Origin of the sequence: Pseudomonas sp. NEEL19, from assembly GCF_028751975.1 — a bacterium.
Lineage (GTDB): Bacteria > Pseudomonadota > Gammaproteobacteria > Pseudomonadales > Pseudomonadaceae > Aquipseudomonas > Aquipseudomonas juntendi.
Map to the genome: position 1 here is coordinate 4,428,580 of NZ_CP081491.1, position 26,098 is coordinate 4,454,677.

Genomic DNA, 26,098 nt, shown 5'->3' on the forward strand with positions numbered 1-26,098 from the left:
ATAGTCACACCACCATGATCAACGGTATCGGCGTTCTAGGTTGGGGCGTTGGCGGCATCGAGGCCGAGGCCGGCATGCTCGGCCAGCCCGTGTACATGCTGATGCCTGACGTTGTGGGGGTCGAGCTCAAGGGACAGCTGCGCCCTGGCGTAACCGCTACGGATGCGGTGTTGCTGATTACCCAGACGCTGCGCGGCGCAAAGGTAGTCGGTAAGTTGGTTGAGTTCTATGGTGAAGGTGCTTGCTCGCTGAGCGCTACCGACCGTGCAACGATTGCCAACATGGCTCCTGAGTACGGAGCGACTACCGGCTTCTTCCCCGTCGACGAGAAGACGCTCGACTACTACGCCCAGACTGGGCGTAGTGATAAGCAAATCGAGCTCATAGGTAGTTACTTCAAGGCGCAAGGGCTGTTCGGGTCACCAGCGAACGGCTCGATCGACTACTCCCAGGTCATCGTAATTGACCTAGACGGTATTCAACCTTGTGTTTCTGGGCCTAAACGACCGCAGGATCGGATCGATCTTGGCGCGCTTGGCAACCGCTTTGACGAAGTAATGCAGCAGGATGCGAAAAGCGGTGGCTATGCAAAGAGCGCTGATCAGCTTCAGGAGCGTTATTCGGTACGTGCTCATGATGCAGCAGGCATCGCCCACGACTATGAGATCGGGCATGATGACGTATTGGTGGCTGCGATCACTTCCTGCACCAATACCTCCAATCCAGAACTTCTGATCGCCGCGGGCTTACTGGCTCGCAAGGCTGTACGCCGCGGCCTTAAGGCCAAGCCCTGGGTCAAAACGCTCTTCACGCCTGGCTCTCGTGTGGTAACCGCCTACCTCCAGGATGCAGGCTTGATTGAGCCGTTGAGCCAGCTCGGCTTCGACATCGCCGCTTACGGCTGCGGCGCATGCGTTGGAAACATTGGCCCGCTTGACCCAGCACTGGAGAAGGTCGTGGTTGGCCAGGATCTTGTGTGCAGTGCCGTGCTATCCGGAAACCGAAACTTCGAGGCACGGATCCACGGCAACCTACGTGCAAACTTCTTGGCTAGCCCGCCTTTGGTGATCGCCTTTGCATTGGTAGGGAGCACGCGCCGCGACCTGATGAGCGAGCCATTAGGCTTCGATCCAGATGGCATTCCGGTGATGCTTCACGAGCTATGGCCGAGCAACGATGAAATCAAAGCGCTGTCGGTCAAAGCCGCCAATCCGCATCTGTACAAGGAATGGTACGCGGACCTCACTCGCGACCACGACTTGTGGAATGACATCGTCTCCGCCACCGGTGACGTCTATGACTGGCCTACTTCGACCTACGCTGCTGAGCCAGACTTCTTCGATACCCGTCTCGCCGGCACGCCCATCCGCAACGCTCGCGCCTTGGCGATTCTGGGAGACTCCATTACCACGGATCACATCAGTCCGGCCGGATCTATTACTGAGGATTCCAGCGCCGGTCGCTGGCTCGCCGAGCATGGTGTGAAGCCTCAGGACTTCAATACCTACGGCGCCCGACGTGGTCACTTTGAGGTGATGGTGCGCGGCACCTTCGCCAATGTGCGCCTGAAGAATTTGATGCTGTCAGTCAAGGCTGACGGCGGTGCTGATGAGGGTCCATACACATTGCTGCAACCGACTGGCGAGCGGACCACACTGTTCGATGCCTCTCGTCATTACTTGGAACAGGACGTACCAACACTGATTTTCGCCGGCGAGGAATATGGTACCGGCTCCAGTCGCGACTGGGCTGCGAAGGGCACCCGACTGTTGGGCGTACGCGCCGTAATCGCTAAGAGCTTCGAGCGTATTCATCGCAACAACCTGGCAGGCCTAGGAGTGCTGCCGTTGCAATTCCGTGCTGGTGACGACGCCCGCAGCTTGCACTTGGATGGCACGGAGACGTTCGATCTGCTGAAGATTGAGCAAGGTGTTAAGCCGGGACAGGACGTGATTCTGCGCATCACTCGTCGCGATGGCAGCCAACAGAATGTGTCGCTACTGGCTCGCATCGATACAGCCATTGAGGCCGTCTACTTCCAAAATGGCGGCATCCTGCCTTATGTACTCGACAGCCTGACCGGGCTTGCCTCCACTAATTTGTACAAGAGCAGTGCGATCCAACCACCCCAATAACAGCTGGTGGCAGCTTCAAACTAAAGTCCGAGTTCGGCCAAGCTTCTGCCGAGCTCGGTTGGGCACCAACGTCTCCAATGCGTATCAATTCAGGTGTTTCAGCACTGAGCGCTGCTGCAGCTTCCCTGCCACAGACTCATTTCAAAACCCAGTGATCAGGCGACTTTACGGTAGGCCAACAGGCGCAAGGCGTTGAATACGACCAAAAGCGTGGAGCCCTCATGGATGGCAACGGCGGCACCAATGCTCAAACCCATGATGGTTGACGGAACCAAGATGGCCACAATCCCCAAGCTGACGAACAGGTTCTGGCGGATGATCGACCGCGTGTGACGGCTCAGCCCCACCGCAAAGGGGAGTTGCCTGATGTCGTCAGCCATGAGGGCGATATCAGCCGTTTCCAGAGCCACATCGGATCCGGCAGCTCCCATTGCAATGCCCACGCTTGAGTTGGCCATTGCAGGGGCATCATTCACGCCGTCACCCACCATAGCGACACTGGAGCTAAGGCGGAGGTTCTTGATGGCTTTGACCTTGTCCTCCGGCATCAGGTCTCCCCACGCTTCATCCAAGCCAACTTGTCTTGCTACCGCTTCCGCAACCCGGTTGTGGTCACCAGAAATCATGACCATACGGCCGATGCCCATCTCTCTGAGTTTTTGGAGCGCCTCTTTGGCTCCCTCTCGGGGGGTATCCAATAACCCGATAGCGCCCAGATCCTTGTCGGCGCGACGTACCACCATGGTAGTGCGGCCCGACTGACGCAGACGCTCTGCAGCCTCCAAGGCTGCTTTGCTCAGCGCGGGAACACCATCAGTACCGAACATCTCGACCTTGCCAATCCATACGAACTGCCCATCAAGCTCAGCACGCACGCCGCGACCAATCATGTTGCTCATGTTCTTGGCTTGGAATCGGCGCCGTGTGCCAATCATTTCTTCACCGTCACGCACAATTGCCGCAGCCAGCGGGTGGTCGCTCATCGACTCCACAGCGATGGCGACGTTTAGTAAATCCTCAATCTGCGTACCGCCCACGGGTATTACATCGGTGATGCGTGGGCGCCCTTCGGTCAGGGTACCGGTCTTGTCGAATGCCATGGCATTCAAGGAACCAAGCTCTTCAAGCGGCGCACCGCCCTTGATCAATACCCCACCACGGGCTGCCCTGGCGATGCCCGATAGAATGGCGCTTGGTGTTGCGATCGCAAGCGCGCAGGGGCTGGCTGCAACCAGTACGGCCATCGCCCGGTAGAACGAGTCACGGAACGGCTCGTCAAGGAAAATGCCGGCAAACATCAGCCCCACCACCAGCAGCAGAACTAACGGGACGAATACACGTTGGAAGCGGTCCGTGAATCGCTGAGTCGGTGATTTCCTGACTTCAGCTTCACTGACCATCTTGATGACCCGCGCCAGGGTACTTTCCGTGGAGCGCCGTGTTACCTCAACCTCGATGAGCGTTTCGCCATTGATGGTACCGGCGAAGACTTTCGAGGTAGCCTCCACGGCATCTGGTTTGCTGCGGGCGAGTTCGGCATCAGCGACAGGCTGCTTGTCCACGGGGACGCTCTCACCGGTCACTGGCGCCTGGTTGATGCTTGAGGAGCCTACGACTACAAAACCATCGGCCGGCAGGCGATCATTGGGGCGCACGATGACAACGTCACCGGGAACCAGCAGCTCCACGGGTATTTCCGCAGTGCCATTTGCTCTGCGTACGATCGCGGTGGCCGGTGCGAGCTTGGACAGTGCCTCAATCGCTTTCTTGGCCCGCCCCATCGCGTAGCTTTCCAGGGAATGCCCCAGACTGAACAGGAACAGCAGCAGAGCCCCCTCCGCCCAGGCGCCAATGCTTGCAGCACCGGCTGCGGCGAGAAGCATCAGCGAGTCGATCTCGAAGCGTTTCTTGCGGATGTTGTTGATCGCTTCTTTGGTGGTGAACCATCCACCGAACACGTAGGCCGACACATACAGAATCAGGGGCAGACGATCAGTCAGGCCAAGTTTTCCAGCAAGGGCTCCGGCACCCAGGAGAGCACCACAGATCAGCGCGAAAATCAGCTCGGTGTTCATGCCAAAAATGCCGCCATGCTCATGGCTATGACCTTCATGCCCGGCTTGGTCATCAGGGCGTTCAAGCAAACTCTTCATAACTCGTCCCTTCTGGAGTCAAGGCTTCCAATTGCCCTCTGCAGTTGGGAGCCGTCGCTGTTGGTTAGCTAAGATTTATTGCACGGCTTGCCTGGGCCTAGGCGTTAACATTTCGAACCTATGGAGGCATCGGGCGTAATAAAAAATGCCAGGCACTGCCTGGCATTTAGGAATTCTCTAATTGTTCTGTTCAAATCGATTACTACTTGTTGCTGATACATTGCGAATACATTGAGTAACGAACAGTCTTGAGCGTGCCCTGGGAGTCCTCGAAGGTCATCAACCGTGGGTAAACCTGGCAGGTACGGGGGTCCTGCGACTGACGTACGAACTTGGCAACGTCTATCTTCATGCCATATTTGTAATCCTGGATCTCTGGCATTGGCTTGCCATTTTTCTCCGCGTATTTGGCCACTGCGGTCTGGTGTTCCTTAGTGTATTGCAGCTGCTTGCTCTCGGAAAAAGTGTTGGCCTGCGAAGCCACCGAGAAAACAACAAGTGCAGCAGCGATAATTAGCTTTTTCATAAAAACCTCTCAAATTCAAATCTTCTCGGGCGTAACCTTAGCAATGCATAGGCATCACCGGCATGACGAGAAACTTACAATTTTGAAAGGTAAGTGCACCTACTTCACTCTAAACAAAAAAGCCCACAACACGTGTTGTGGGCTTCTCTTTAGCGGAGGCTGTTAGCTAACCACTTCGGCCTCGTCGCCGTCTTCATCTTTGCGGTGTGCCCAGTGATACAGGGCAGGCAATACCAGCAAGGTCAGTGCGGTGGAGGACAGGATCCCGCCAATCACCACCGTTGCCAATGGACGCTGAACTTCTGCACCGGTACCGGTGGCCAAGGCCATCGGGATGAAGCCCAGGGACGCTACCAAGGCTGTCATCAAAACAGGTCGCAGACGGGTCAATGCGCCTTCATCGACTGCCTGCCTGAGCGTTCGTCCCTCCTCCCTTAGCCCACGGATGAAGGCAATCATCACCAGGCCGTTCAGTACTGCAACGCCGGATAGTGCGATGAAGCCAACACCTGCCGAGATCGACAGTGGGATATCCCGCAGCCAGAGCGCCACGACACCACCGGTGAGTGCGAATGGAATACCGGTGAAGACCAGCATGCCGTCCTTCAGGTTGTTGAACATCAGGAACAACAAGGTCATGACCAGCAGCAAGGCGACTGGAACAACGATCTGCAGGCGTTTGGCTGCCGATTGCAGCTGCTCGAACTGGCCACCCCAGGTCGTCCAGTAGCCCGCAGGGATTTGCACCTTCTTATCCAGCGAAGCGGTCGCCTCCTGAACGAAGGACCCCAGGTCGCGGCCTCGAACGTTGGCACTAACGATGACCAGACGTTTGCCGTTTTCGCGGCTGATTTGGTTCGGGCCCAGTTGCAGATCCAGATTAGCGACCTGGGACAGTGGGATGAAACCAATCTGATTGGCACCCTGAGCCGCATTGGCAGGTACCGGGATCAGCAAGCTGGACATTCCCGCTACGTCGGTGCGAACGGTCTCTGGCAGGCGTACTACCATGTCGAACCGACGGTCGCCCTCATACAGCGTGCCGGCCTGGCGGCCACCCACGGCGATAGCGATCGAATTCTGAACATCCGCGATGTTCAGACCGTAGCGTGCTGCTTTTTCGCGGTCGATGTTGATAGTCAGCACCGGCAGGCCGGATGTCTGTTCAACTTTCACTTCCGACGAGCCCGGTACCGCTTTGAGCGCTGCCGCGATCTTGTTGGCGGTGTTGTTAAGCACGTCCATGTCATCGCCGAAGACCTTCACAGCGACGTCACTACGTACGCCCGAAATCAGCTCGTTGAAACGCAACTGGATTGGCTGCGACAACTCATAGTTGCTTCCTGGAACACCCGCAGCGGCCTTCTGCACCTCAGCAATCAGCTCATCGCGTGGCTTCTTGGGGTTAGGCCACTGATCCTGAGGCTTGAGCATGATGTAGGCGTCAGAGGCGTTTGGCGGCATTGGGTCAGACGCAATTTCTGCGGTACCCGAGCGTGCAAACATCCGCTCAACTTCAGGCACCTGCGCTATAACCGCTTTCTCCAGACGCTGCTGCATCTCGACGGACTGAGTGAGGCTCGTTCCAGGCACACGCATGGCCTGAAGCGCAAAGTCGCCCTCACTGAGGCTTGGGATGAACTCGCTACCCATACGACTTGCCAGTACACCGCTGAGCACGACCAAGGCTACTGCGGCCGAGAAAGCGATGTTCCGGTGTCCCAGCACCCATTGAAGAACCGGCTCATAGCGCAGTCGAGCTGTGCGCATGACCACGCCTTCCTCTTCCTTCACCTTGCCAGTGACGAACATGGCAATAGCTGCAGGAACAAAGGTAACGGACAGGATCATTGCACCCAGCAGCGCCATCACGACGGTGAAGGCCATCGGGTGGAACATTTTGCCTTCGACGCCGGTGAGGGCGAAGATCGGCAGGTACACCACCATGATGATCAGCTGGCCGAAGATCAGCGGCCGGCGAGCTTCTCGTGCCGCGGCAAAGACCTCGTGGAAGCGTTCGGTTTTGGTGAGCATGCGGCCATGCTTATGTTGCGCATGAGCCAGTCGACGGATCGCGTTTTCTACAATAACCACGGCACCGTCGACGATGATGCCGAAGTCGAGTGCCCCCAAACTCATTAAGTTGGCACTGACCTTGTTGTTGAACATGCCTGTGAAGGTGAACAGCATGGACAGCGGAATCACCATCGCGGTGATCAGAGCCGCACGAATGTTGCCGAGGAACAGGAACAGAATGGCGATAACCAGGATCGCGCCTTCCACCAGGTTCTTCTTCACCGTCGCGATGGCTTTTTCAACCAGGTTGGTACGGTCGTAAACAGTCACAGCCACCACGCCCTTTGGCAGGGTGCGGTTGATGTCCGCCAATTTGGCGGCGACAGCTTGAGATACGGTGCGGCTGTTTTCACCAATCAGCATGAACACGGTACCGAGCACGACTTCGCGGCCGTTCTCAGTAGCAGCACCTGTACGGAGCTCTTTACCGATGCTGACGTCAGCAACGCTGCTGATGCGAATCGGTGCACCATCCACACTGGTGATCACGATGTTGGCGATGTCTTCGATATTGCCTACCTGACCCGGTGCACGGATGAGCAACTGTTCACCATTACGCTCGATGTAGCCGGCGCCGACGTTGGCGTTGTTACTTTCCAACGCTGCGACCAGGTCATTGAGTGTCAGCTTGTAGGTAGCCAGGCGCTTTGGATCCGGCGCAACCAGGAACTGCTTGGCATAACCGCCGATGGTATTGATCTCGGCCACACCCGGGACGTTACGCAGCTGAGGCTTGATGATCCAGTCCTGGATCACGCGCAGGTCGGTCGGGGTGTACGGCGTACCGTCCTCTTTGACCGCGCCATCTTCGGCTTCAACAGTCCACAGGAAGATCTCGCCGAGGCCGGTAGATACCGGCCCCATGACGGCCTCTACACCTTCTGGCAGCTGTTCCTTCGCAACCTGCAGCCGCTCGTTGATCAACTGGCGGGCAAAGAAGATGTCAGTGCCATCCTTGAAGATCACGGTGACCTGAGACAGGCCAGAGCGAGACAGGGAACGGGTCTGCTGAAGGCCCGGGAGACCGGCCATGGCCGTTTCAACTGGAAACGTGATCCGTTGTTCGGTTTCCAAGGGCGAGTAACCAGGCGCTGCAGTGTTGATCTGCACCTGGACGTTGGTGATATCGGGTACCGCATCGATGGGCAGCTTTTGATAGCTGTAGATACCGATACCCGCCATGATCAGAACAGCGATCATTACTACGATGCGCTGCTCGATGGCGAATCTGATGATACGTTCAAACATGAGAAATCATCCTGTCAGTTCGCATCAGTGACCGTGTTCGGCAGAAGCTTTGCCGAGCTCGGACTTGAGTGTGAAGCTGCCACTGGTTGCTACCTGGGCGCCGGCTTCAATACCGTCGATGATTTCCACGTACCCATTGTCGCGGCGACCCAGTTTTACCGGGCGGGTGTCAAAGCCATCTGGGGTGCGTACGAATACCGAAGGTTTGTCTTCAACGGTCTGCACTGCGTGCTCAGGGACCGCTACGGCAACTCGATCGGTCTGGGAAGTGACCGCAATGTTCACGAACAGGCCTGGACGCCAGGCGCCGTTGGGGTTGGTCAAGGTGACGCGGACAGTAGCTGCACGGTTTTGCTCGCCCAGCAGGCTGCCGACATAACCCACCTTCCCTTCGACCTCGACGTTCATGTCAGGCGAAGAGACTTTCACCGCACGACCAGTCGTGACCTTGCCCAGATCTGTAGGCGGGACGGCGAAGGTTGCCCAAACCTGGTTCAGGTCGGAAAGGATGAAGGCGTTGGTCGCCTCGCTTACGACTTCGCCAACGGTCAGGTGTTTCTCCACTACCACGGCGTCGAAGGGAGCTCGGAGCTCGTATCGATTACCGCCAACGGAGTTAACCGAGGCACCGATCGCGCCGACCTTCTGCTTGGCGTTGGCCAAGGAGATCTCCGCTTCTTGCAACGCTTGGCGTGCTTGGAGGTAGTCTTGCTCTGCAGAGATTTTGTCCTGCCACAGCTCTTTCTCACGCTGGAAGGTCACACGCGCCAGTTCGACGCGACGCTGTGCGGCCTGTTGTTCGCTGCGCAGGTCAGAGATCTGCTGGCTGGCGATTACAGCGAGGACCTGACCCTTTTTGACCGTCTCACCCAGGTCGGCCTGGACAGCCTCAACAACCCCAGGAACACGAGGAACCACGTGGGCAGTACGGTCTTCATCGAAGCGAATTTCGCCCGGGAAGCTCACGACTGTACCCAAGTCACGCGGCGCTGCAGCTTCCAGGGCAACGCCGGCTGCCTTGATCTGTTCGGCGCTGAGCGTCAGCTTGCCTTCTTCTTCACCGCCCTCTTCGCTGTGGCCTTCTTCGCCATGGCCCTCATCACCTTCCTCTTTGGCGGAAGATGCGGCTTTCTTTTCGTCGCCATGGCCATCGTTAGCGCCATGTTCGGCGGTACTGGCGGCCTGCTGTCCTGAACTGTTGTTCCAGGCAAGGCTGCCAAATCCGAGGGCTGCCACAGCGGCTACCGCGAGGGCGATCTTGCGTTTGTTATCCATTGCTACTCCTGCTGATCGTAGGCACCGGCTTGTTCAAGGCTGGGTGCCGAAGAAAATGTTTGGCCCGTTCAGCGAGCGCCGGCAGTTGAGCCGACTTCGCCATAAACCCTTTCCACCTGCGCACGTGCATTGGTTGCCGCTGCCAACGATTCGAGGTATTGGCCACGAGCGACGATCAAGGTGCGCTGGGCATCCAGCACTTCGATGAAGCCGAATTTGCCCATCTCGAAGCCGCGGGTTGCGGTCTCTACGGCTTGTTGGGCTGACGGCAGAATGGTCTTGTCGTATGACTCGACCTCCTGCATGGCGGTGGACCACTGGTTCAACGCGGTTTGGGTTTCGGTACGCAGGCGCAGCTCCACAGCATTGCGCTGGTCTCGGGCCTGATCTGCACGGCGAGAAGCGGAAAGAATGTTGCCCTGGTTACGATCGAACAGCGGCAGCGGCATGGACAGGCCCACAGTGTTGACCCGCTCGCGCACAGAGCGGTCGTACTGGCTACCTACGCTGACAGTAAGGTTCGGGATACGCTGAGCTTTCTCTGAACCGAGCGAGGCATCGCTCTTGTCGATCTGCACCACGGCCTGGCGCATTTCTGCGGTCTGATCCAGCTTTGCCAGCAGCTCTTCAGTCTGCGGAGGAAGTCCCGGGGAGAGGGTTGGCGATTCAAGGCGATCAAAGACGGTCACCGAGCTCCCGGTAATTTGAGCGAGCTGCTGATAAGCGGTTGTCTTTTCCGTTTCGGCACGTCGAACTTGCAGCTTGGCTTCGGCCAGCTGTACCTGGGCGCGGGTCGCCTCTACTGGGGACGACTTACCAGCACGAACACGGCCATCAACGATGCGAAGACCGCGCTCAGTCAGCTCGAGAGATTGCTTCGCCAAGTCGAGGCCAGTCTGGGCACGCAACGCGGCGTAGAAGGCTTGCACGACATCAGCACGCAGACCGTTCACGCGACGGTCCAACTCCAGCTGTGCGGCGGTCTGCCCGTATGTGGCGACGTCAACACGAGCCCCCCGCTTACCACCCAGTTCAAGGGTCTGGCTGAGAGAGACAGTCGTCTGGCTGGTGTTACGGCGGGTGTCTTCCACGTCATACGAGATTGTGGGGTTGGGGATAAGCCCGGCCTGCTTGCGAGCACCATCAGCGATCCCAATCTCTTGCCTGGCTGCGGCCAGGTTGGGGTTGGCATCCATGGCCGTCGAAAGCGCTTGGGGCAAGCTGATGCTTTGGGCAAGGGCTGCAGGTGCCATCAATCCAGAGATGACTGCACAAAGTGCTGCGATCTTCCAGGGCGAGATGGAGGTCTTGGATAAGACATTGCGGTTATACCGGGGCACTTTGATGGTCCTCGTGCACAAACTTCGATAAAGCTTGGCGAGAACGCCGAAACAGCTGCCAAGCCCCACTTGATTAGGTGATGGCACTCTAATGAGCGGTAGCTATCAGAGGGGTGGCTAGAAAATTACAATTTCGTAAGAAAGCCCTGTAATGCCCGTAAATACTGGGAATCCCAAGCCGGCTCTATGATTTCGTTACAAGCAACGGAGATGGCAAACACGCGGTGCGAAGGTGCCGAATAACAGACAGATGACGAAATTGTAATTGTCCTATCACCCTCCCGTTATCTTTGGCCTGCAAATATGAGCTCGCGCTACGCTAGGCGCGCCGCCGGGTCAGAACAACTAACGACACCCGCGCCGGTAAACATAATAAAAACTGCCGTGAATCAAAGGAGCATCGGATGAAAATCAAAGTACCACTGTATTTGGCGGCAGTTTCTGCGCTGTCTGGAAGCTATGCTATTTCGGCACAAGCTGAAGACAAGCCAGAAGGCTTCATTGAAGGCAGCAGCCTTACAGTGCTGAACCGCAACTTCTATTTCAACCGTGATAACCGCGACAGCACCGCTCCCACTTACAACAGTGGCAAGGGCAATACCAACGGCTACTCCGAAGCCTGGGCGCACGCGATCATCAGCAAATTCAACTCTGGGTTTACCCAGGGTACCGTTGGCTTCGGCGTTGACGCCTTCGCCATGATCGGCCTCAAGCTCGACACCGGTGATGGGCGCAACGGCGGCCGTAGCTCCTTCGACGTGCTGCCCGTTGATAACAAGGGTGAAGCTCGCGACGAATACACCAAGGTCGGCGGCGCAGCCAAAGTCCGCTTGTTCGATACCATCGTGAAAGTGGGTGATGTTTTCCCATCGACTCCGGTCGTTGCATCCGGCGACTCACGCCTGCTGCCAGAAAGCTTCCGCGGCGTGACCGTTGAGAACACCAGCATCCAAGGCCTCACCCTTCAGGGTGGTCGACTGCACGCCATGAGCCAACCGGTCTCTAGCAACCTGAACGACAACTTCGTGACCTTCTATGGCGGCCCGGTCAACTCGCCATGGATCGGTTACGGTGGTGGTGACTACTCGATCAACGATAACTGGACTGTGAGCGTCTACGCCAGCCAGCTGAAAGACGTCTGGAATCAGTACTACGCCGGCACCAGCGTTGTTTACCCACTGAACGACGATCTGGCGCTGATCGGTGGCTTCAACTACTACAAAGCTGTAGATGAAGGTAAAAAGCGCCTGGGTGAATTCGACAACAACATCTGGAGTGCCAAGGTCGGCGTGCGTTACGGTGCCCACACCCTGGCCCTGTCGCACCAACGCAACAACGGCGACGACGATTTCGACTACCTGCGTCAGTCGGACTCGATTTTCGTCGACAACTCCATCCAGTACAGCGACTTCAACTCGCCGAAAGAGCGTTCCTGGATGCTGCGCTATGACCTGAACTTCACCAGCTACGGCATTCCAGGCCTGACGTTCATGACCCGCTACGCCAGAGGCTCGGGCGCGGATTACTCGAACGCTAACCAGTTCTACATGCGCACCGACGACAACGGCAACCCGCTCGACAACCAGAAGCGTTGGGAGCGTGACGTCGAAGTCAAATACGTTGTGCAAACCGGTCCGGCAAAAGACTTGTCCTTCCGGTTGCGCCAGGCAACCACGCGTGCCACTGCTTTCGAATCGGATCTGGATGAAACTCGTGTAATCATCGAGTACCCGCTTTCGATTCTGTAATTCGCTAACTGGACCAGTTAATCATTGGCTGGTCCTATTAGTAAAACGAGCATTACGCATTCACCTTGAGTGGCTTAAGTGCTCCTTTGGTAAAAGGTGGATATTTGGCGCCCATTGGGCGCCTTTTTTTTGCCTAGAATTCAAGTAGGCGTTCGATTGTACGCATCGCATGCCGGTGAAGTTCATGACTACACCAATGACCAGTCTCCTCAATGTGAGCGACCTCGCCGTCATCTGAGCGGAACGAAGCCAGCACGAAGAAGAAAATAACCCAATACTTCATAAGGTCAAATCACCTGCTGGAGAGAGGGCCGCAACTGTCAAACCCAAACCGCGACAAGATATACCGCCAGACTATCAACTGTATTACCTAGAAATTACAAATCCGTCATTTGACCCCCGGCACGCTCATTTTGATTTACCATCCCTTTCAATAATGCCGGCGCGCGTGCGCGGTTAATTGCTCAGTGATATCGAGACAAAATCCCATGCGAATTCTGGTAATTGAGGATGAAGTAAAAACTGCGGAGTATGTGCGTCAGGGTCTCACGGAATGTGGCTATGTCGTAGATTGCGTCCACACCGGCTCAGATGGATTATTCTTGGCCAAGCAGCACGAATACGAGCTGATTATTCTTGATATAAACCTGCCAGAGATGGACGGTTGGCAGGTTCTTGAGTTGTTGCGCCGTAAAAATTGCCCTTCCCGCATCATGATGCTGACGGCGAGAAGCCGGCTGGCGGATAAGGTCAGGGGGCTGGAGAACGGCGCAGATGACTACCTGATCAAGCCATTTGAGTTCCCTGAGCTGTTGGCTCGGGTGCGCGCCTTGATGCGTAGGTCAGATCACCCCGCATCCGTAGAGGTCATTCGCGTCGCTGACCTGGAGCTTGATCAGAGCCGGCACAGGGCGTTCAGGGACGGTCAGCGTATTGATTTGACCACCAAAGAATTCGCGTTATTGCACTACTTGATGCGTAACACCGGGGTGGTACTGAGCCGTACGCAGATTATCTCTCAGGTTTGGGATATGAATTTTGACTGCGACACGAACGTTGTTGAGGTGTCGATTCGAAGACTCAGAGCCAAGATAGATGACCCTTTCGAGACCAAGTTGATACATACGCTTCGGGGCGTAGGGTATGTGCTTGAAAAGCGATAATTGCGAAGCTCTCTAATACCGAAAATGGGCTAAATACTCTCGTCGCATGCGCGCTTGGGGTTTCTGTTTGCGATCCGCAGCACTGATTCCTCACCCAACAAATGAGGTAGGCAATCAAGCACGCGGATGCTCGCCTTCTTCATAAAGTCGAAGGCGAGCCTGGCCATTAATGGCTACGTATGCATGGGTAAGAGTTCAGCTGATCGAGCGTCTACTGAGCGCCAGAGGCGGAATAGTCACAGCCTAGTGGTTGAACGCGGTACTGCTGGTGTACGCAGAGCTGGACTCATTGTTTTTTGAATGGCGCATTGCAGCACATAGAAATATAAAATCCCGGAAGAAAATACGATTGCGGACAGGGAAACCATTTCTGAATCTAAAACCCCAGAAATCATATACTGCTTAATCGTGACAGATCCCAGGATGATTCCAGTGCAGTACATGACCCCTGTGAACTGGTTTCCCAAAAAACTCAGGATACCGCTGAAAGCATTATTCGCACTCAGTAGAACTGCTTTCAGAATTGTCCACCCAAGAAGTGGCAGAAAAGCCTTAATCATGAAGGCGAATAACATCGATGATGCGAATAGTTTTATCGGCGTTTCTGCCCACGGCTTGATGGTACCGTCTATTTCAACGCCGGTATACAAGATCACATTCAGAACAAGTGCCATGACGGTGCATATGCCGAGGCGTATCATTTCCCGCTTTAGTGGGGCCATCATTATCACGGCGTGAATCTTGCGTCCGATGAATCGGTTTAGTCCTTGGGTCGACATTTCTCTTCCTATGCTTTCGAGGATGACACTTTTGTAACGTTGTAAGAAGGTCACTCTTTTACCCGAAGAGAGCTGACGCTTCAACGGTTGTGGATTGCGCAGGGGGCTCATGTCCTTCCCTTACTGGGTAGCTTGCTGAGTAATCCTCATCTACCTGCGTGGCAAAGATGCATCCACCCCGTCGCCGTCAGAGCTCGGGAGGACTGGCTGCTGTCAGTAACTCATCAAGTGACGGAACCTTAGCGTTAGCACTCAGGACGAGTGTCCTGGATCGGAGTATTGATACATCATAGAAAGATTCGCACTCGACTCTTCCATTCACTTCTCTCCAGTGGGTGACTTCTGGTATCAGCTCGTTAGGCACCGGATGTAATGCCATAGGGTTATGGAAGACCTCCACTTCAGCAGACCACGGCTCGTAGCCATACTGCGGCCAGAGCTGACCGTAATCGCTGGACGCTACATCCAACAAAAATGGGATACCTCGTGATGCACCTGGAGAACGGTCGAAAAACTCACCAAACCGCAAGTATCGGTACCCGTCTAGATGAGCTCCACCTGAAATCGGCACTCGGCTGAGCTTTGGGACTGTGCAGGCATTGGTGAAAATGACCGCTGAAAGATGGGCATTTTCCCTTAGCGTAAATAGGCCGTTGGGGCGCCCTGATAGCAGAGATGTCTCTTCCTCCACAGTTATCAGCTGCATTCCACGATGCGCAGATGAGTGAACTGAAAAGCCATAGAGATAGCTGATGAGCGACTCCCTGCTCCACAGCATTGAACTGGGTGCATGGAAATCGGCTAAGGCCAGAATGAGCGGCTTACCCTCCACGTGCGGTAGGGATTCGTAACGCTTGTCCAATTTGTTTTGCATGGTCCTCGCAAACCTTTCTGCAGCCGCTCCAAAGAAGCGCTCATGTCGGTCAGCTGGTGGGGGGACCGGCGAGGCGCCAAAATGCTCATACCGCTCTTCCGGGTTGGCTGTCACTGCTTCAACCCAGGCCTCACCTCCCAGCCTATTCTCGATATGAAAATCGGGTGATTCTTTAGGCTGGGTGACCAAGAGTCCCTGCTCACGAAAAATCGCTAATAGGTGGGCCTCCCAAAGGCGGGTGTGAAAATTCTCAGTCTGGCAATCGGGAACCCAATTTCTGTCTGGAGATGGCAGTGCGAGATACAGTTGATTGAGCGCCCACGCCCCAATACGGCGGCTTGGATCAAATAGTGATTTGAACACCACGCTTGGTGTGCGCTTACCCATTCTGCTTAAAGGAGCACGTCGTCGTTCGCCTGAGGGGAGTGGAAGCGGATGGGCTTGGGTATTGAGAAAATGGCTAATTGAGGCGCGGGCTTCGGACTCGCGAGCGGTGCACTCACCATGGCTGAGGAGCACCCACACGCTATCGACACGACGCCGTAAGGTGACTACTCCGAAGCTGCCGGACTGGATATTTCGGGTTAGAGCGGCACAAGAAAGTCCGTCCTCACTAAGCCATGCCCCTACTGGCGGGCTGTCTCCAAACCCCAACCCTCGTGGAAGCGACAAAGCGATTAGATCGAACATCGGCGCAGCAATTTCTTTCATTCACTGATCTCGGCAGCCGTGAAATGCATTCCTTCAATGCCTCGGAGCGTGCCCGCCGGCGATGGCATCGGTGGAGGTACCTATTGAAGGAGGGGGCTTTGCTCCACCAGGACGTCTCGGTTGGTGAAGATGGTCTCAATGGTTGCAGCCTCGGCAGCCACATGAGTCTTGCGCGTAATCTCTTCGAGGGCCAGCTCGAGCCGGTAGTCTTGGAAATACTCGTACAGCTTTTCAGAGCTCTCGGATATCTCCTCCCCACCATTCTTTGCGAACAAGATGTGGATGATCGCTGCGAGTGGGAGGGAGATGTCGAGATCCTTCTCTTCTGCATCCGACTCCGAGTTCAAACCGTCGAAATACCTCTCCAGATGATTCTGGAGCTCCTCAAGCCAGAACTGAGATAGGTTGCTAGGTAGGGTGCTTTCAGGCCCAGCCAAAAGGACTTCATCTCTGAATCGAGCCAGCAGATTGGGGTTTGCCATGGAGGACCTCACGATTAGATTTGAGAGCAACTGGTCAGCATAGTCCACCTCAAAATGACCACCTCCTTGACGCCTATCCTGGTGCTCCTGATCCTCAGACGAGGTCTGAATGGGGGCGATCCCTCAAACTCAAATCAGGACACCGCTCATAGGAATAGAGTCGTCTCCCTTGACTCTAACTGCTACCATGGTGGCATAACGTAATCCTGCTTTGGCGAGCAGGATGCGAGTCATTGAGTCCCTCCTATCCTGAGCACCGCGTCGTCGCCATAGCCACGGATTGGGCATTTTTTTGCAGAGATCAGGTAACAGAAATGGCCAGCGCCGAACAGCTCAAAGCGCTCGTGAAATCTCACATCGAACGGGATGACAGTCAGTTCTATTCCGTAGCGATGCAGGTTGCCGCACGCGAAGCTAAATCGGGCCATGGCAAGCTCGCGACCGATCTGCGCGACATGATCGATGCTGCTAAAAGCAGCGTGAGTCTTGAAGGTCGACGCAATAGCCCCACACCCCTTGCCAAGCCTCGCGGCGAAATGGCGGGCTTGCTGAGCGTTACCTACCCAAAAGATCGTTTCGTTGAAATGGTTCTCGACGACGCAGCATCAGCTCAGTTGCAACGAGTGCTGAAAGAGCAACGAATGTTTTCTCGTCTACGAGAGCATGGGCTTTCTCCTCGCAGGAAGGTGCTGTTGGTAGGCCCCCCAGGAACGGGTAAATCCATGACTGCATCCGCTCTTGCTGGTGAGCTCGGGGTACCGCTCTTTCTTGTCCGTTTGGACACGCTTATTACCAAGTTTATGGGTGAAACTGCGGCGAAGCTGAGGCAGGTTTTTGATGCCATAGCTGAAGTCCGTGGTGTCTATTTTTTTGATGAGTTCGACGCAATTGGTTCCCAGCGTGGAATGCCAAACGATGTTGGCGAGATACGCCGGGTACTCAATAGCTTTTTGATGATGATCGAAGAAGACCAGTCAAATAGCCTAATCATTGCCGCGACTAATCACCCCGAGATCCTTGACTACGCCTTATTTCGTCGTTTCGATGACGTCATCGAGTATCACTTACCGACTGCTGAACAAGCATCGAGTCTTATTCGTTCGCGGCTTGGACATTTCGCGCCTAAACCTTTTTCAACCAAGGCCATTGGGGAAAAGGCTGCAGGTTTGAGCTATGCCGAAATCCGGCGGGCGGTGGATGACGCTATCAAAGATGCCGTTATGCACGATGAAGAACGCGTCAAAGGACAGACGCTGGGCAAGGCATTGATGGACCGCCAACTGCTCAGCCAGAAATTGGCAAAACAACGTAGCAGCGAGCCATGCCGGACAAAAGAAACGCAAAGCGTGAACACTTAATACTGCCAAAAAATTCTAAGCCGAGAGATTTCACGGCACATGCCTCTAAGGGTGGCGTAAAACCGCAGATCCCAGATTTGCCAAGGCAGCAGCATGGTGCGTCACTTCAGCATCAACTGCACGCATTGAAGCCAATGGCCGAAGCAGCTAAGAACTTTCAACAGGGGATAGATGTTGAAAGCGGCTTGGGCTTGCAAATCCAGTTCGTCGGTCAGCCCGATGTGGAAATGGCTTTCCAAAGCCTTGGTGATGAGCGCAAGAAAATCGAACTCCTCAGCGTACGCCAAGAGGGAGACCAGACCATTGCCAACGTCTTCGTCCCCGATGGCAAGCTTGACCACTTTGAGAGGATCGTTACGGAGTACCTTCAGGAGAAGAAGGACAAGAATGGTAATCCCCGAGACCACCGTAACCTAGTCAACACGATCGAATCGATTCGCAACGCCGAGTTGGAAGCGTTATGGACAGACGATCCAGATTTGCTGCCGGACGACAAATCAAAAGAGTTTTGGTGGGAGGTGTGGCTTCCGGTACGAGGTGCGCGCCAGGCCGTTATTAACGATTTCACTAAGATCGTCGAAGGTAGTGGATGCGTAGTCAGCGAAGCACGAGCTGATTTTCCCGAACGAACTGTGGTGCTGATGAAAGGTTCCCAGCGCCAATTCTCGCAATCGGTGATGGGGCTCAACTGTGTCGCTGAGCTTCGTCGAGCCAAAGAAACCGCAGACAGCTTCGATGACTTGGCCAATGAAGAGCAAATCGAATGGCTGGATGAATTGGTTGCGAGAACTGATTTCCCAGCAGTCAATCGTCACGCTCCCAGGATTTGTTTGCTGGATTCTGGTGTCAATCGCGCCCACCCCTTGCTCAGTCGACTGATCGAGGAAGAGGATACTCACACCGTTAACCCTCAGTGGGGTAAGCACGATGAGGAGAACCACGGCACCGGCATGGCAGCCCTCGCAGCCTATGGCGATCTTACCGACTGCCTATCATCACTTGAACGTGTGAGCATTCATCATCGGCTTGAGTCGGTGAAGCTTCTTCCAAGCCATGGGGCGAACGAGGGGAACGCACTGCTTCATGCATCTCTTTTTGCTGAAGGGGTGGCGCGACCAGAAATTAGCCACGCGGATCGATCCAGGGTCTTTAATTCAGCAGTTAGCGCCGAGGACTATCGTGACCGCGGTCGCCCATCCTCCTGGTCTTCAAAGCTGGATAGCCTGGCTGCGGATGCCGATAACGAAGGTGAGTTCCCCAGGCTGTTTATCCAATCGGCCGGGAACATTCGCGACATCAACGCTTGGATGCTTTATCCCGCGAGCTTGAGCACCAACCTGATCCATGATCCGGGGCAGGCTTGGAACGCTCTGACAGTGGGTGCCTGTACCCGTAAAATGGACACGAGACCCACTGCCTATGAACCAATAGCGCAAGAGGGTGGGCTCAGCCCCTTCACCACAACCTCTGCTACGTGGGAAAGTGCCTGGCCATTGAAACCGGACGTGGTTTTTGAGGGGGGCAATGCTGCCAAGGACCGATATGGCGCAGCCGGGATGGCGAGCCTTAATTTGCTCACCGCCAAGAATGAGTTCGAGGCAAGACGATTCTGTACCTTTAACGCTACGAGCGCAGCGTCGGCATTGTGCTCTCGTATGGCGGCCCAAATTCTGGTTCAGTATCCGACCTTGCGTCCAGAGACAGTCCGCGCCCTGATTGTTCACTCAGCGGATTGGTCGGAAGCTATGCGCGACGCTTATCTTCCTGCTCGCCCAGTGAAATCGGACTACGTAAACCTCATTCGACATGCCGGCTGGGGAGAGCCGAGTCTTGAGCGTGCTCTTTGGAGTGCGAGCAACTCTCTGACTTTGGTGGTGGAAGATCAGCTCTATCCTTATAAGAAAGGTAAGGGGAAGATCGATACGAAGGAGATGAACCTCCACAACATCCCGTGGCCAAAGGACGAGCTTGAAGCTCTACAAGGTGCTGAGGTGGAGATGAAGGTCACCCTTTCGTATTTCGTCGAGCCGAATCCCTCTGCTCGCGGCTCCGCGTCCAAATATCACTACCCATCGCACCGCCTACGATTCGATGTTAAGCGGCCTTTGGAAGGTCCTGATGATTTTGTGGGGCGCGTAAATGCGGCTGCTGAGCAAGTGAATGAAGGGATGGCGCCGAAGGATCCCGACTGGCTCCTCGGGGGCCAATACAGGCACAAAGGGTCCATTCACCAAGACATTTGGAAAGGCACTGCTGCTGATCTCGCAAGCCGTGGCTTGCTGGCTGTGTTTCCTGGAATGGGTTGGTGGAGAACCCGGCCTAATCTCAACCGGTACGCGCTCCCCGCTCGTTACAGTCTGATCATCTCTATCAAAACCCCGGAGGCGGAGGTCGATCTGTATACCGCGGTCGAAAACAAGCTAGCAATCCTGGTGTAAAGATCGTTGAAGCGACTCACTGCTCCCGCCTCACAATAGAGATAAGGTCAATTTTTCTGAGAGAGCGGTAGGCGATTATCAGTTATTTTGTGAATTTCGCATGGCCGATTCACAGAGGAAGTGGCAGTTTTTCCCAGTTTACTGAACACCTAATGTCACCTTTTTTGTGAACCTACAGGGCCTACGCTTGGGCCTGGGCCTACAGCACGACACCGTTTTCGGCGCTCAAAGTCGTGGTGTACGACTTCAGCCCAAGCCGTGCCGGTGAACATGCACGCAATTTCCTGGGCGACTGGAACGGCAAGCTGGTTTGCGATGATTTCGCTGGTTACAAAGCTGGTTTTGAGCAAGGCATCGCTGAAACCGGCTGCATGGCTCATGCACGTCGCAAGTTTTTCGATCTGCACGTAGCTAACAAAAGTCAGCTGGCCGAACAAGCGCTGTACTCGATCAGCGACTTGTAAGAGGTCGAGCGCCAAGCGCGTGACATGAGTGATGAGGATCGCGGGCGAATACGTCAGGAAATGGCGACGCCGATCCTCAAAACAATGCATAACTGGATGTTGGCCTAGCGCGACCTGGTGCCCATTGGGTCAGCCACGGCCAAAGCCCATGGGCGATTCACGCAACCAGTTGACTGCTGAGCGAAAACCTCCGTAGCTTAGCGACAGGAGATCAAAGAGTGAGGACGAAAAATACAGAAACTCGTCTCCGTTATGATGATACTGCTTAGAGGTACCATATACTCTTAGCTAGGGGAATGACGCTAAAGCACTCGCTTTGCCTTCAAAGCAGTCGTAAGAATCGTAACGACAAATAAAATGCACGCCCCTTAACTCATCCACCCACGCGCAGATCGCGATCAGCCGAAAAAATAATCTCTGTGACCTTGAGGTTCTCTCGATGAGGCGAGTGATGAATGCTGTAGCAGGCCCCGCCTACTACCTTATAGATATAGCCCTCTTCCGTCCCTGAGGCGTCTTCAGCAATGCTCACTTCCTGAAGCGGTTCCATCACCCAGTCTTTCCCACCTCTCATGTGGCCAGGAGACATCAGATGTGCCTGCGCGATCCATGAGCAGTCATCAAGCTCCGAAAGCATCTGTTTAAGTATCGGTACCGTAGGGATCATCAGCATGCTGCCCACGATGTCATCACCATAATCGCGCACGAGCTCCACGTAAAACCATGGGTAGTGCAGCTCCAGCTCAATAAATTTCCAGCGGCGACTGGAAGGTTCTCCGAAAATGTCGGCTGAGCTGAGTTCAGCGTGCCTGTAGGTCTTGAACATCGAAAAATCCTCAAAATATTAACAATAGTTAATGGATGTCCGACGTTCAAGACGGCTTCATCATTCCTTTTGTAGGAATGAAAAAATGGAACTGAAACAGGCATTTGGGAAAGCAATGAGGCAGCTCAGAAAATCCCGCAACCTTAACCAAGAAGATTTCGGTGGCCACAGCAGCCAAACCTACCTCAGCCAACTGGAAGCCGGAGGAAAAGGCCCTACCCTCGAAATGGTGCATGGGCTCGCCTCTGCCATGAATGTCCATCCTTTGACGATCTTGACCCAGTGCTACCTTTTTATGGACAAGGATGCCACTCTGGATTCAATCATTCAGCGCGTTCGTGAGGAGCTCAGCGTGACGCCATCGGACCGATGAGGATGGGCATCTGCACCCTTCAGCATGGGCTGAGATGTCCTGTCTGATGCAACCAAATTCTGCGCTTCCTGACCCATTGGCTGGGTTGCGCCTGGGCCCTACCTATGAGGGAAAGGAGAGACATTGAAAGGCCGGCGGAAGGTAAAGACTGAGAAGTGGCGTATCAAGTCGGAACAGGAAGGCAGCGCCCAAGAGCTTCTGCGAGGGCGGGCACAGACGCGAGGAAGGTTCCTCGATATAGCCGCACAAGCCGGCAAGAGAATGGAACCCGTTGGCCGACTAGCCGGTTGAGAGATACGCTTTCACATTTGAGGTGTGCAAATGAACGATCCTCAGATACTAGCGCTTTGCCCCAGTTCACCGCTGGGATGCTGGAGCATCGTCCACCGATGCTACAAAGGAAGGTGCGAGCAAATCTTGCACCTGGCGACGCGAGTGCTTGGCAGTCGAGTGCTCGCCGCGCAATGGCTATACAAACCAGCGATCGGGCTAAGTCATCAGGTACCTTGCATCATCCTGATAAGTCGATCGGGCTATCAGCAAGTGGTGACACTTCTAGAACGAATTGAACACGGCGTCTACGCTTAACGCCGCAAGGTTCCATGCCAGAGGACCTGTCCACTACTCGTCTGACATAGGTTTAGCTGTGTCTATCGCAGAGTCTATATCGAACCGAATCAAGCGTATGCCTAAGGGAAGGCCCTTTGTTAGAGCCGTATTCGAGCGAGCCGGCTCTCGCTCCGCGGTAAACAAAGCTCTTTCTCGAATGGTGCTCAGGGGTTCCCTGGAGCGCGTTGCCCGCGGCGTTTACATGCGTCCCAAGCACAGCCAATACACGGGTAAAAGGGTTCGAGCCAACCCGCTTTCTGTATTGGAAGCCGTCGCTAGGGCAAGAGGCGAGACTATCCAGATCCATGGTGCAGAAGCTGTTCGTCGACTGGGGCTGAGTGTTCAGATGCAGGTCCTGCCTACTTACTACACCAGCGGGACGACACGTGAGATCAAGATCGGTAACGCGGTTGTTAGGCTGCGCCATGCGTCTCGCCAACGACTCCAGCAAGCTGGAACGCCAATAGGGACGGCCCTGACCGCTTTTTGGTATCTCGGAGAAAATGGGGTGGATGAGCAGGTCGCGAGCAAGATTGTCAGCTCGCTCAGCGCTGAAGAGTTCAAAAGGCTCATGGAATGCAAAATGCCTAAGTGGATGCGCTCAGCACTGGCCAACTACGCTCGAAATGTGAACTGAAAAATTCTGAACCGGGAGCGAATCCGACGAAAAATCTACGCAACGCATTACGAAGGCCGGAGTTGTATTTTCGATTACATGGAGATACTCATAAACGCCGGTGCGGCATATATTATGCAACTGTTGCCAGTAGAGCACGAGAAACGCTAGATCATGAACTTAGAGAGCACCGAGGAAACCAGTGGCGACTCTAACCTAAATTACTCCAGTAGACTCCGCATACCTTAATCGCCACTATCTGCATCGAGATACTTGTATGCCATTTTCGATTCAAGAGCAGCCAGAGTTGCGCGAACCTGCGTTGATTTTGGCTGAGTATATACTCCACTTGATTCAATAGACGAGTGATGCATAGCTGACTTAATCGTAAGATCCGTGGCTCCGTCTGCGGCAAGTCGCTGCCCATAGGAATGCCTGTGTCCATGAGGGGTAGTACCTAACATTTTCTCACTGATCAACCCAATGCGCTTTACAGCCGCTCTATGTGCTTTCCTGTAGGCGGTATGTGAATACGGCTGCCCAAGCTTGTTAGTGAATGCATAAGGATGCTCTTGACCTAATGCAGGTTTCACTCTGTGCATGCAATGATATTCACTCCACAACTGCGCAAATACTTCTGCCTTGAATGCGGGATGAAAGAAAACTTCAAAACTCATGCGCTGACGATCAGTAAACGCCCTACCCTTCGCACCCAAAAACAAAGAATCCTGCGATTTGACCAGTAGATTTCTAGGAATCAGCCCATACTTGTCACGCAGAAATGCTTGACGCTTCATCCGTTTTTTTCCAGGCGCTAATCCGAGTTGAGGATGATAAATTCGAACGACAACTTCACCTTTCTCAACTGTGACATCATCGCACCACAAGCTCAACGCCTCAGATAACCTTAGCCCGCCATAATGCATGAGCATAGTGATTAAGATATCTCTAATACTGTATACATTTTTCCGAAGCTTGAACCCCTGCGCAAGAAAGGCATCAATCGATTCTTCGGGAAAATCTTTTGCAGGCTCTAGATCAAAGCCTATCATTGAAGTAGACCTGACCTCCCTACTCATTGAAAAATCAGGTGGCTTTATCCAAAGATGCGAAAGAAAAGCATTATTCTTCCGATGGACGTAAGCTGCCCAATTAAGTTTTTCCTCAGCACGATTCGCTTTGCGCCAAGTATTTAAAACCAGTCCAGAATCTTCATTTAGCGCAGCCAGCCAGTCTGAAAATTGAGTAATCGCGGAAATAATCTTGGAGGCATCATCTGGCTGTCTTGGCTCCCACCACAACTCAGACGGATCGCACCCCCGCTCCACGGTACCACTATACAGTGAATTGGAAAACGATCTAAACAGCATTTGGGGAGAATCAAAAAACTGATGATTAGCTTCTACATATTCCAACAACAGCTGCACAGCAAAGGTCGCACTATCTTGCCATGACCTGCTCTTACGCCCATTCAAGTACATATAGTGAGCAAAATCCTTAAGTATCCCTTCGTCTGTAATGATTACAGGCAACACCGGTCGAAAACCAGTTGCATCCAATCTCAGCACTCTGTACTCACGATGGGATCGTTCGAAGAAAACAGGCATTTTGCTGACTCCGGAGATCAATGCAGTTGGCGACTTTCGTTTTCACAGCATAGCTGAGCTCGGTCCAGCAGAGAGGTAGGCCAAATTTTTTTGGGACTATAGCTTGGGTTAACCTTCCTCGATGGCTACTGCATCATCACCCCGGAAGGCGAAGAGCCGAAGCACCTGAAGGCCGGTGATGTGTTCGTCATTGAACCGGGTATGAAAGGCACCTGGGAAGTGGTCGAGACCGTGCGCAAGTATTTCGTCTTCGCCTGATCAGACACTCTACAACTAACTCTGTGGGAGCGGGCGCGCCCGCGAAACAGGCAGCGTGGTGGATGGCACCGGCTTTGCCGGTGTTCGCGGGCATGCCCGCTCCCACAGGGTTATGTGGCCACCTGGCCCGCGATGAAGCCCACCTCTTGCGTCAATCTTTCTTGCGATACCCCTCTACGATAGCCGAGAAGTCCTTGCCACCCTCGCCACGCAAGCTCATGGCCTGATACAACTGCTGGGCCACAGCCCCCAGGATCACCGGCTGGTGTGCCTGGCGCGCCGCTTCGGTCGCCAGCCCCAGGTCCTTGAGCATCAGTTCGGCGCCAAAGCCACCGGTATAGCCACGCGATGCTGGCGCGGTTTCGATAATGCCCGGCCACGGGTTGTAGGTGTCCGAACTCCAGCACCGCCCGGTCGAGCTGTTGATGATGCCGGCCAGCACCTGGGTATCGATGCCCAGCGCATTACCCAGCGCCATGGCCTCGGCCACGCCGATCATCGAGATACCCAACAGCAGGTTGTTGCAGATCTTGGCGATTTGCCCGGTGCCCACCTCGCCGCAGTGGACGATATTGCGGCCCATCTGCTCCAGCACCGGCTTGAGGCTGGCGAACAACTCGGCGCTGGCACCGACCATGAACGTCAGCGTGCCGGCTGCCGCACCGCCGGTGCCACCGGACACCGGCGCATCGCCCATGTCCACGCCCTTGGCCGCTGCAGCCTTGGACACATCACGCGCGGTCTGCGGATCGATGGTGCTGCAGTCCACGGTAGGTGTACCGGCACGAATACCGGCCAGCACGCCATCTTCGTTCAGGTATACGCTGCGCACATGGGCAGCGGCAGGCAGCATGGTGATCACCAGCTCGCTGTTGGCCGCCGCGTCCTTGGGCGACGGGCTGATCTGCCCTCCCAGTTCGGCCAGCTCGGCGAGTACAGCCTTGTTCAAGTCGAACAGGTTCAACTGGTGCCCGGCCTTGATCAGGTTGCGGGCCATGGGCGCGCCCATGTTGCCCAGGCCAATGAATGCAATACGCAT

The 26,098-nt window shown here is 54.8% G+C and carries 19 protein-coding genes and 3 pseudogenes; 11 read left to right on the forward strand and 11 right to left on the reverse strand.

All coding sequences use genetic code 11. The features are described from left to right. Positions 1-14: 14 nt before the first annotated feature. Positions 15-2,135, forward strand: coding sequence for an aconitate hydratase (locus K4A76_RS19740; RefSeq protein ID WP_230382524.1), 2,121 nt, complete (start codon positions 15-17; stop codon positions 2,133-2,135). Between the two features lie 155 nt (positions 2,136-2,290). Here the strand turns inward: K4A76_RS19740 and K4A76_RS19745 are convergent, their stop codons facing one another. From K4A76_RS19745 to K4A76_RS19765, 5 genes are all read right to left on the reverse strand, one after another. Next, complete coding sequence (locus K4A76_RS19745) at positions 2,291-4,288, reverse strand: heavy metal translocating P-type ATPase (protein ID WP_049696540.1); 1,998 nt, start codon at positions 4,286-4,288, stop codon at positions 2,291-2,293. A gap of 202 nt (positions 4,289-4,490) precedes the next feature. Further along, positions 4,491-4,814 (reverse strand): DUF2790 domain-containing protein, encoded by a 324-nt coding sequence (locus K4A76_RS19750; RefSeq protein ID WP_049696541.1) that lies wholly within the window; start codon positions 4,812-4,814, stop codon positions 4,491-4,493. Positions 4,815-4,976: 162 nt separating this feature from the next. Further along, entirely contained in the window at positions 4,977-8,138 is a 3,162-nt protein-coding gene (locus K4A76_RS19755; protein WP_049696542.1) for a CusA/CzcA family heavy metal efflux RND transporter, read from the reverse strand. 24 nt (positions 8,139-8,162) lie between these two features. After that, the gene (locus K4A76_RS19760) at positions 8,163-9,413 is read right to left on the reverse strand and encodes an efflux RND transporter periplasmic adaptor subunit (protein ID WP_049696543.1); all 1,251 of its coding nucleotides are present in this window, start codon (positions 9,411-9,413) and stop codon (positions 8,163-8,165) included. Between the two features lie 68 nt (positions 9,414-9,481). Further along, a complete protein-coding gene (locus tag K4A76_RS19765; protein WP_135199299.1) occupies positions 9,482-10,753 on the reverse strand; it encodes a TolC family protein in 1,272 nt (423 codons plus the stop codon). Between the two features lie 404 nt (positions 10,754-11,157). On the opposite strand from K4A76_RS19765, the gene K4A76_RS19770 reads away from it, so the two are divergent. Together K4A76_RS19770 and K4A76_RS19775 are read left to right on the forward strand one after the other, a co-directional pair. Next, positions 11,158-12,501, forward strand: coding sequence for an OprD family porin (locus K4A76_RS19770; RefSeq protein ID WP_049696545.1), 1,344 nt, complete (start codon positions 11,158-11,160; stop codon positions 12,499-12,501). A 488-nt stretch (positions 12,502-12,989) separates the two neighbouring features. After that, on the forward strand, positions 12,990-13,664 hold the full coding sequence (locus tag K4A76_RS19775; RefSeq protein ID WP_003253420.1) for a heavy metal response regulator transcription factor: 675 nt from the start codon (positions 12,990-12,992) through the stop codon (positions 13,662-13,664). Between the two features lie 236 nt (positions 13,665-13,900). Here the strand turns inward: K4A76_RS19775 and K4A76_RS19780 are convergent, their stop codons facing one another. The 3 genes from K4A76_RS19780 to K4A76_RS19790 all read right to left on the reverse strand — a co-directional run bounded on the left by K4A76_RS19780 (position 13,901) and on the right by K4A76_RS19790 (position 16,510). After that, positions 13,901-14,443, reverse strand: coding sequence for a hypothetical protein (locus tag K4A76_RS19780; protein WP_049696546.1), 543 nt, complete (start codon positions 14,441-14,443; stop codon positions 13,901-13,903). Between the two features lie 187 nt (positions 14,444-14,630). After that, positions 14,631-16,028: a hypothetical protein gene (locus K4A76_RS19785; protein ID WP_165919289.1), complete on the reverse strand. Its 1,398-nt coding sequence runs from the start codon at positions 16,026-16,028 to the stop codon at positions 14,631-14,633. Positions 16,029-16,108: 80 nt separating this feature from the next. Next, a complete protein-coding gene (locus K4A76_RS19790) occupies positions 16,109-16,510 on the reverse strand; it encodes a hypothetical protein (RefSeq protein WP_177413055.1) in 402 nt (133 codons plus the stop codon). A 314-nt stretch (positions 16,511-16,824) separates the two neighbouring features. On the opposite strand from K4A76_RS19790, the gene K4A76_RS19795 reads away from it, so the two are divergent. The 3 genes and pseudogenes from K4A76_RS19795 to K4A76_RS19805 all read left to right on the forward strand — a co-directional run. Further along, a complete protein-coding gene (locus K4A76_RS19795) occupies positions 16,825-17,868 on the forward strand; it encodes an AAA family ATPase (RefSeq protein ID WP_049696548.1) in 1,044 nt (347 codons plus the stop codon). Beyond that, positions 17,832-20,306 carry a S8 family peptidase gene (locus tag K4A76_RS19800; RefSeq protein ID WP_128611064.1) on the forward strand — a complete coding sequence of 825 codons (2,475 nt, stop codon included), beginning with the start codon at positions 17,832-17,834 and terminating at the stop codon, positions 20,304-20,306. Before K4A76_RS19795 ends, K4A76_RS19800 begins: the two co-directional genes overlap by 37 nt. A 170-nt stretch (positions 20,307-20,476) precedes the next feature. Further along, a pseudogene (locus K4A76_RS19805) lies at positions 20,477-20,875 on the forward strand (IS66 family transposase); the annotation flags it as partial. Positions 20,876-21,143: 268 nt separating this feature from the next. Here K4A76_RS19805 and K4A76_RS19810 read toward each other — a convergent pair. Then, the gene (locus tag K4A76_RS19810) at positions 21,144-21,596 is read right to left on the reverse strand and encodes a hypothetical protein (RefSeq protein WP_049696550.1); all 453 of its coding nucleotides are present in this window, start codon (positions 21,594-21,596) and stop codon (positions 21,144-21,146) included. Positions 21,597-21,681: 85 nt separating this feature from the next. Here K4A76_RS19810 and K4A76_RS19815 point away from each other — a divergent pair, with 85 nt between their 5' ends. From K4A76_RS19815 to K4A76_RS23960, 4 genes and pseudogenes are all read left to right on the forward strand, one after another. After that, on the forward strand, positions 21,682-21,969 hold the full coding sequence (locus K4A76_RS19815; protein ID WP_049696551.1) for a helix-turn-helix domain-containing protein: 288 nt from the start codon (positions 21,682-21,684) through the stop codon (positions 21,967-21,969). A gap of 321 nt (positions 21,970-22,290) precedes the next feature. Beyond that, on the forward strand, positions 22,291-22,557 hold the full coding sequence (locus tag K4A76_RS23955) for an antitoxin Xre/MbcA/ParS toxin-binding domain-containing protein (RefSeq protein ID WP_080992911.1): 267 nt from the start codon (positions 22,291-22,293) through the stop codon (positions 22,555-22,557). Between the two features lie 58 nt (positions 22,558-22,615). Next, the gene (locus K4A76_RS19820; RefSeq protein ID WP_080992912.1) at positions 22,616-23,215 is read left to right on the forward strand and encodes a DUF6088 family protein; all 600 of its coding nucleotides are present in this window, start codon (positions 22,616-22,618) and stop codon (positions 23,213-23,215) included. After that, positions 23,216-23,365 (forward strand): annotated as a pseudogene (locus K4A76_RS23960) (IS3 family transposase); the annotation flags it as partial. Positions 23,366-23,439: 74 nt separating this feature from the next. On the opposite strand, the gene gmtY reads toward K4A76_RS23960, so the two are convergent. Then, a complete protein-coding gene (gene gmtY, locus K4A76_RS19825; protein WP_080992913.1) occupies positions 23,440-24,801 on the reverse strand; it encodes a gamma-mobile-trio recombinase GmtY in 1,362 nt (453 codons plus the stop codon). 114 nt (positions 24,802-24,915) lie between these two features. Here gmtY and K4A76_RS19830 point away from each other — a divergent pair. Further along, a pseudogene (locus K4A76_RS19830) lies at positions 24,916-25,059 on the forward strand (cupin domain-containing protein); the annotation flags it as partial. Between the two features lie 151 nt (positions 25,060-25,210). On the opposite strand, the gene mmsB reads toward K4A76_RS19830, so the two are convergent. Further along, complete coding sequence (gene mmsB, locus K4A76_RS19835) at positions 25,211-26,098, reverse strand: 3-hydroxyisobutyrate dehydrogenase (RefSeq protein WP_274410981.1); 888 nt, start codon at positions 26,096-26,098, stop codon at positions 25,211-25,213.

What these genes read in the sequence shown, in the direction of transcription:
- K4A76_RS19815 (WP_049696551.1), top strand. Translation starts at nt 21,682, where the DNA reads ATGGAACTGAAACAGGCATTTGGGAAAGCAATGAGGCAGCTCAGAAAA.
- K4A76_RS19800 (WP_128611064.1), top strand. Translation starts at nt 17,832, where the DNA reads ATGCCGGACAAAAGAAACGCAAAGCGTGAACACTTAATACTGCCAAAA.
- K4A76_RS19810 (WP_049696550.1), bottom strand. Translation starts at nt 21,596, where the DNA reads ATGTTCAAGACCTACAGGCACGCTGAACTCAGCTCAGCCGACATTTTC.
- K4A76_RS19780 (WP_049696546.1), bottom strand. Translation starts at nt 14,443, where the DNA reads ATGTCGACCCAAGGACTAAACCGATTCATCGGACGCAAGATTCACGCC.
- K4A76_RS23955 (WP_080992911.1), top strand. Translation starts at nt 22,291, where the DNA reads ATGAACGATCCTCAGATACTAGCGCTTTGCCCCAGTTCACCGCTGGGA.
- K4A76_RS19795 (WP_049696548.1), top strand. Translation starts at nt 16,825, where the DNA reads ATGGCCAGCGCCGAACAGCTCAAAGCGCTCGTGAAATCTCACATCGAA.
- K4A76_RS19745 (WP_049696540.1), bottom strand. Translation starts at nt 4,288, where the DNA reads ATGAAGAGTTTGCTTGAACGCCCTGATGACCAAGCCGGGCATGAAGGT.
- K4A76_RS19775 (WP_003253420.1), top strand. Translation starts at nt 12,990, where the DNA reads ATGCGAATTCTGGTAATTGAGGATGAAGTAAAAACTGCGGAGTATGTG.
- gmtY (WP_080992913.1), bottom strand. Translation starts at nt 24,801, where the DNA reads ATGCCTGTTTTCTTCGAACGATCCCATCGTGAGTACAGAGTGCTGAGA.
- K4A76_RS19790 (WP_177413055.1), bottom strand. Translation starts at nt 16,510, where the DNA reads ATGGCAAACCCCAATCTGCTGGCTCGATTCAGAGATGAAGTCCTTTTG.
- mmsB (WP_274410981.1), bottom strand. Translation starts at nt 26,098, where the DNA reads ATGCGTATTGCATTCATTGGCCTGGGCAACATGGGCGCGCCCATGGCC.
- K4A76_RS19750 (WP_049696541.1), bottom strand. Translation starts at nt 4,814, where the DNA reads ATGAAAAAGCTAATTATCGCTGCTGCACTTGTTGTTTTCTCGGTGGCT.
- K4A76_RS19760 (WP_049696543.1), bottom strand. Translation starts at nt 9,413, where the DNA reads ATGGATAACAAACGCAAGATCGCCCTCGCGGTAGCCGCTGTGGCAGCC.
- K4A76_RS19785 (WP_165919289.1), bottom strand. Translation starts at nt 16,028, where the DNA reads ATGAAAGAAATTGCTGCGCCGATGTTCGATCTAATCGCTTTGTCGCTT.
- K4A76_RS19770 (WP_049696545.1), top strand. Translation starts at nt 11,158, where the DNA reads ATGAAAATCAAAGTACCACTGTATTTGGCGGCAGTTTCTGCGCTGTCT.
- K4A76_RS19740 (WP_230382524.1), top strand. Translation starts at nt 15, where the DNA reads ATGATCAACGGTATCGGCGTTCTAGGTTGGGGCGTTGGCGGCATCGAG.
- K4A76_RS19755 (WP_049696542.1), bottom strand. Translation starts at nt 8,138, where the DNA reads ATGTTTGAACGTATCATCAGATTCGCCATCGAGCAGCGCATCGTAGTA.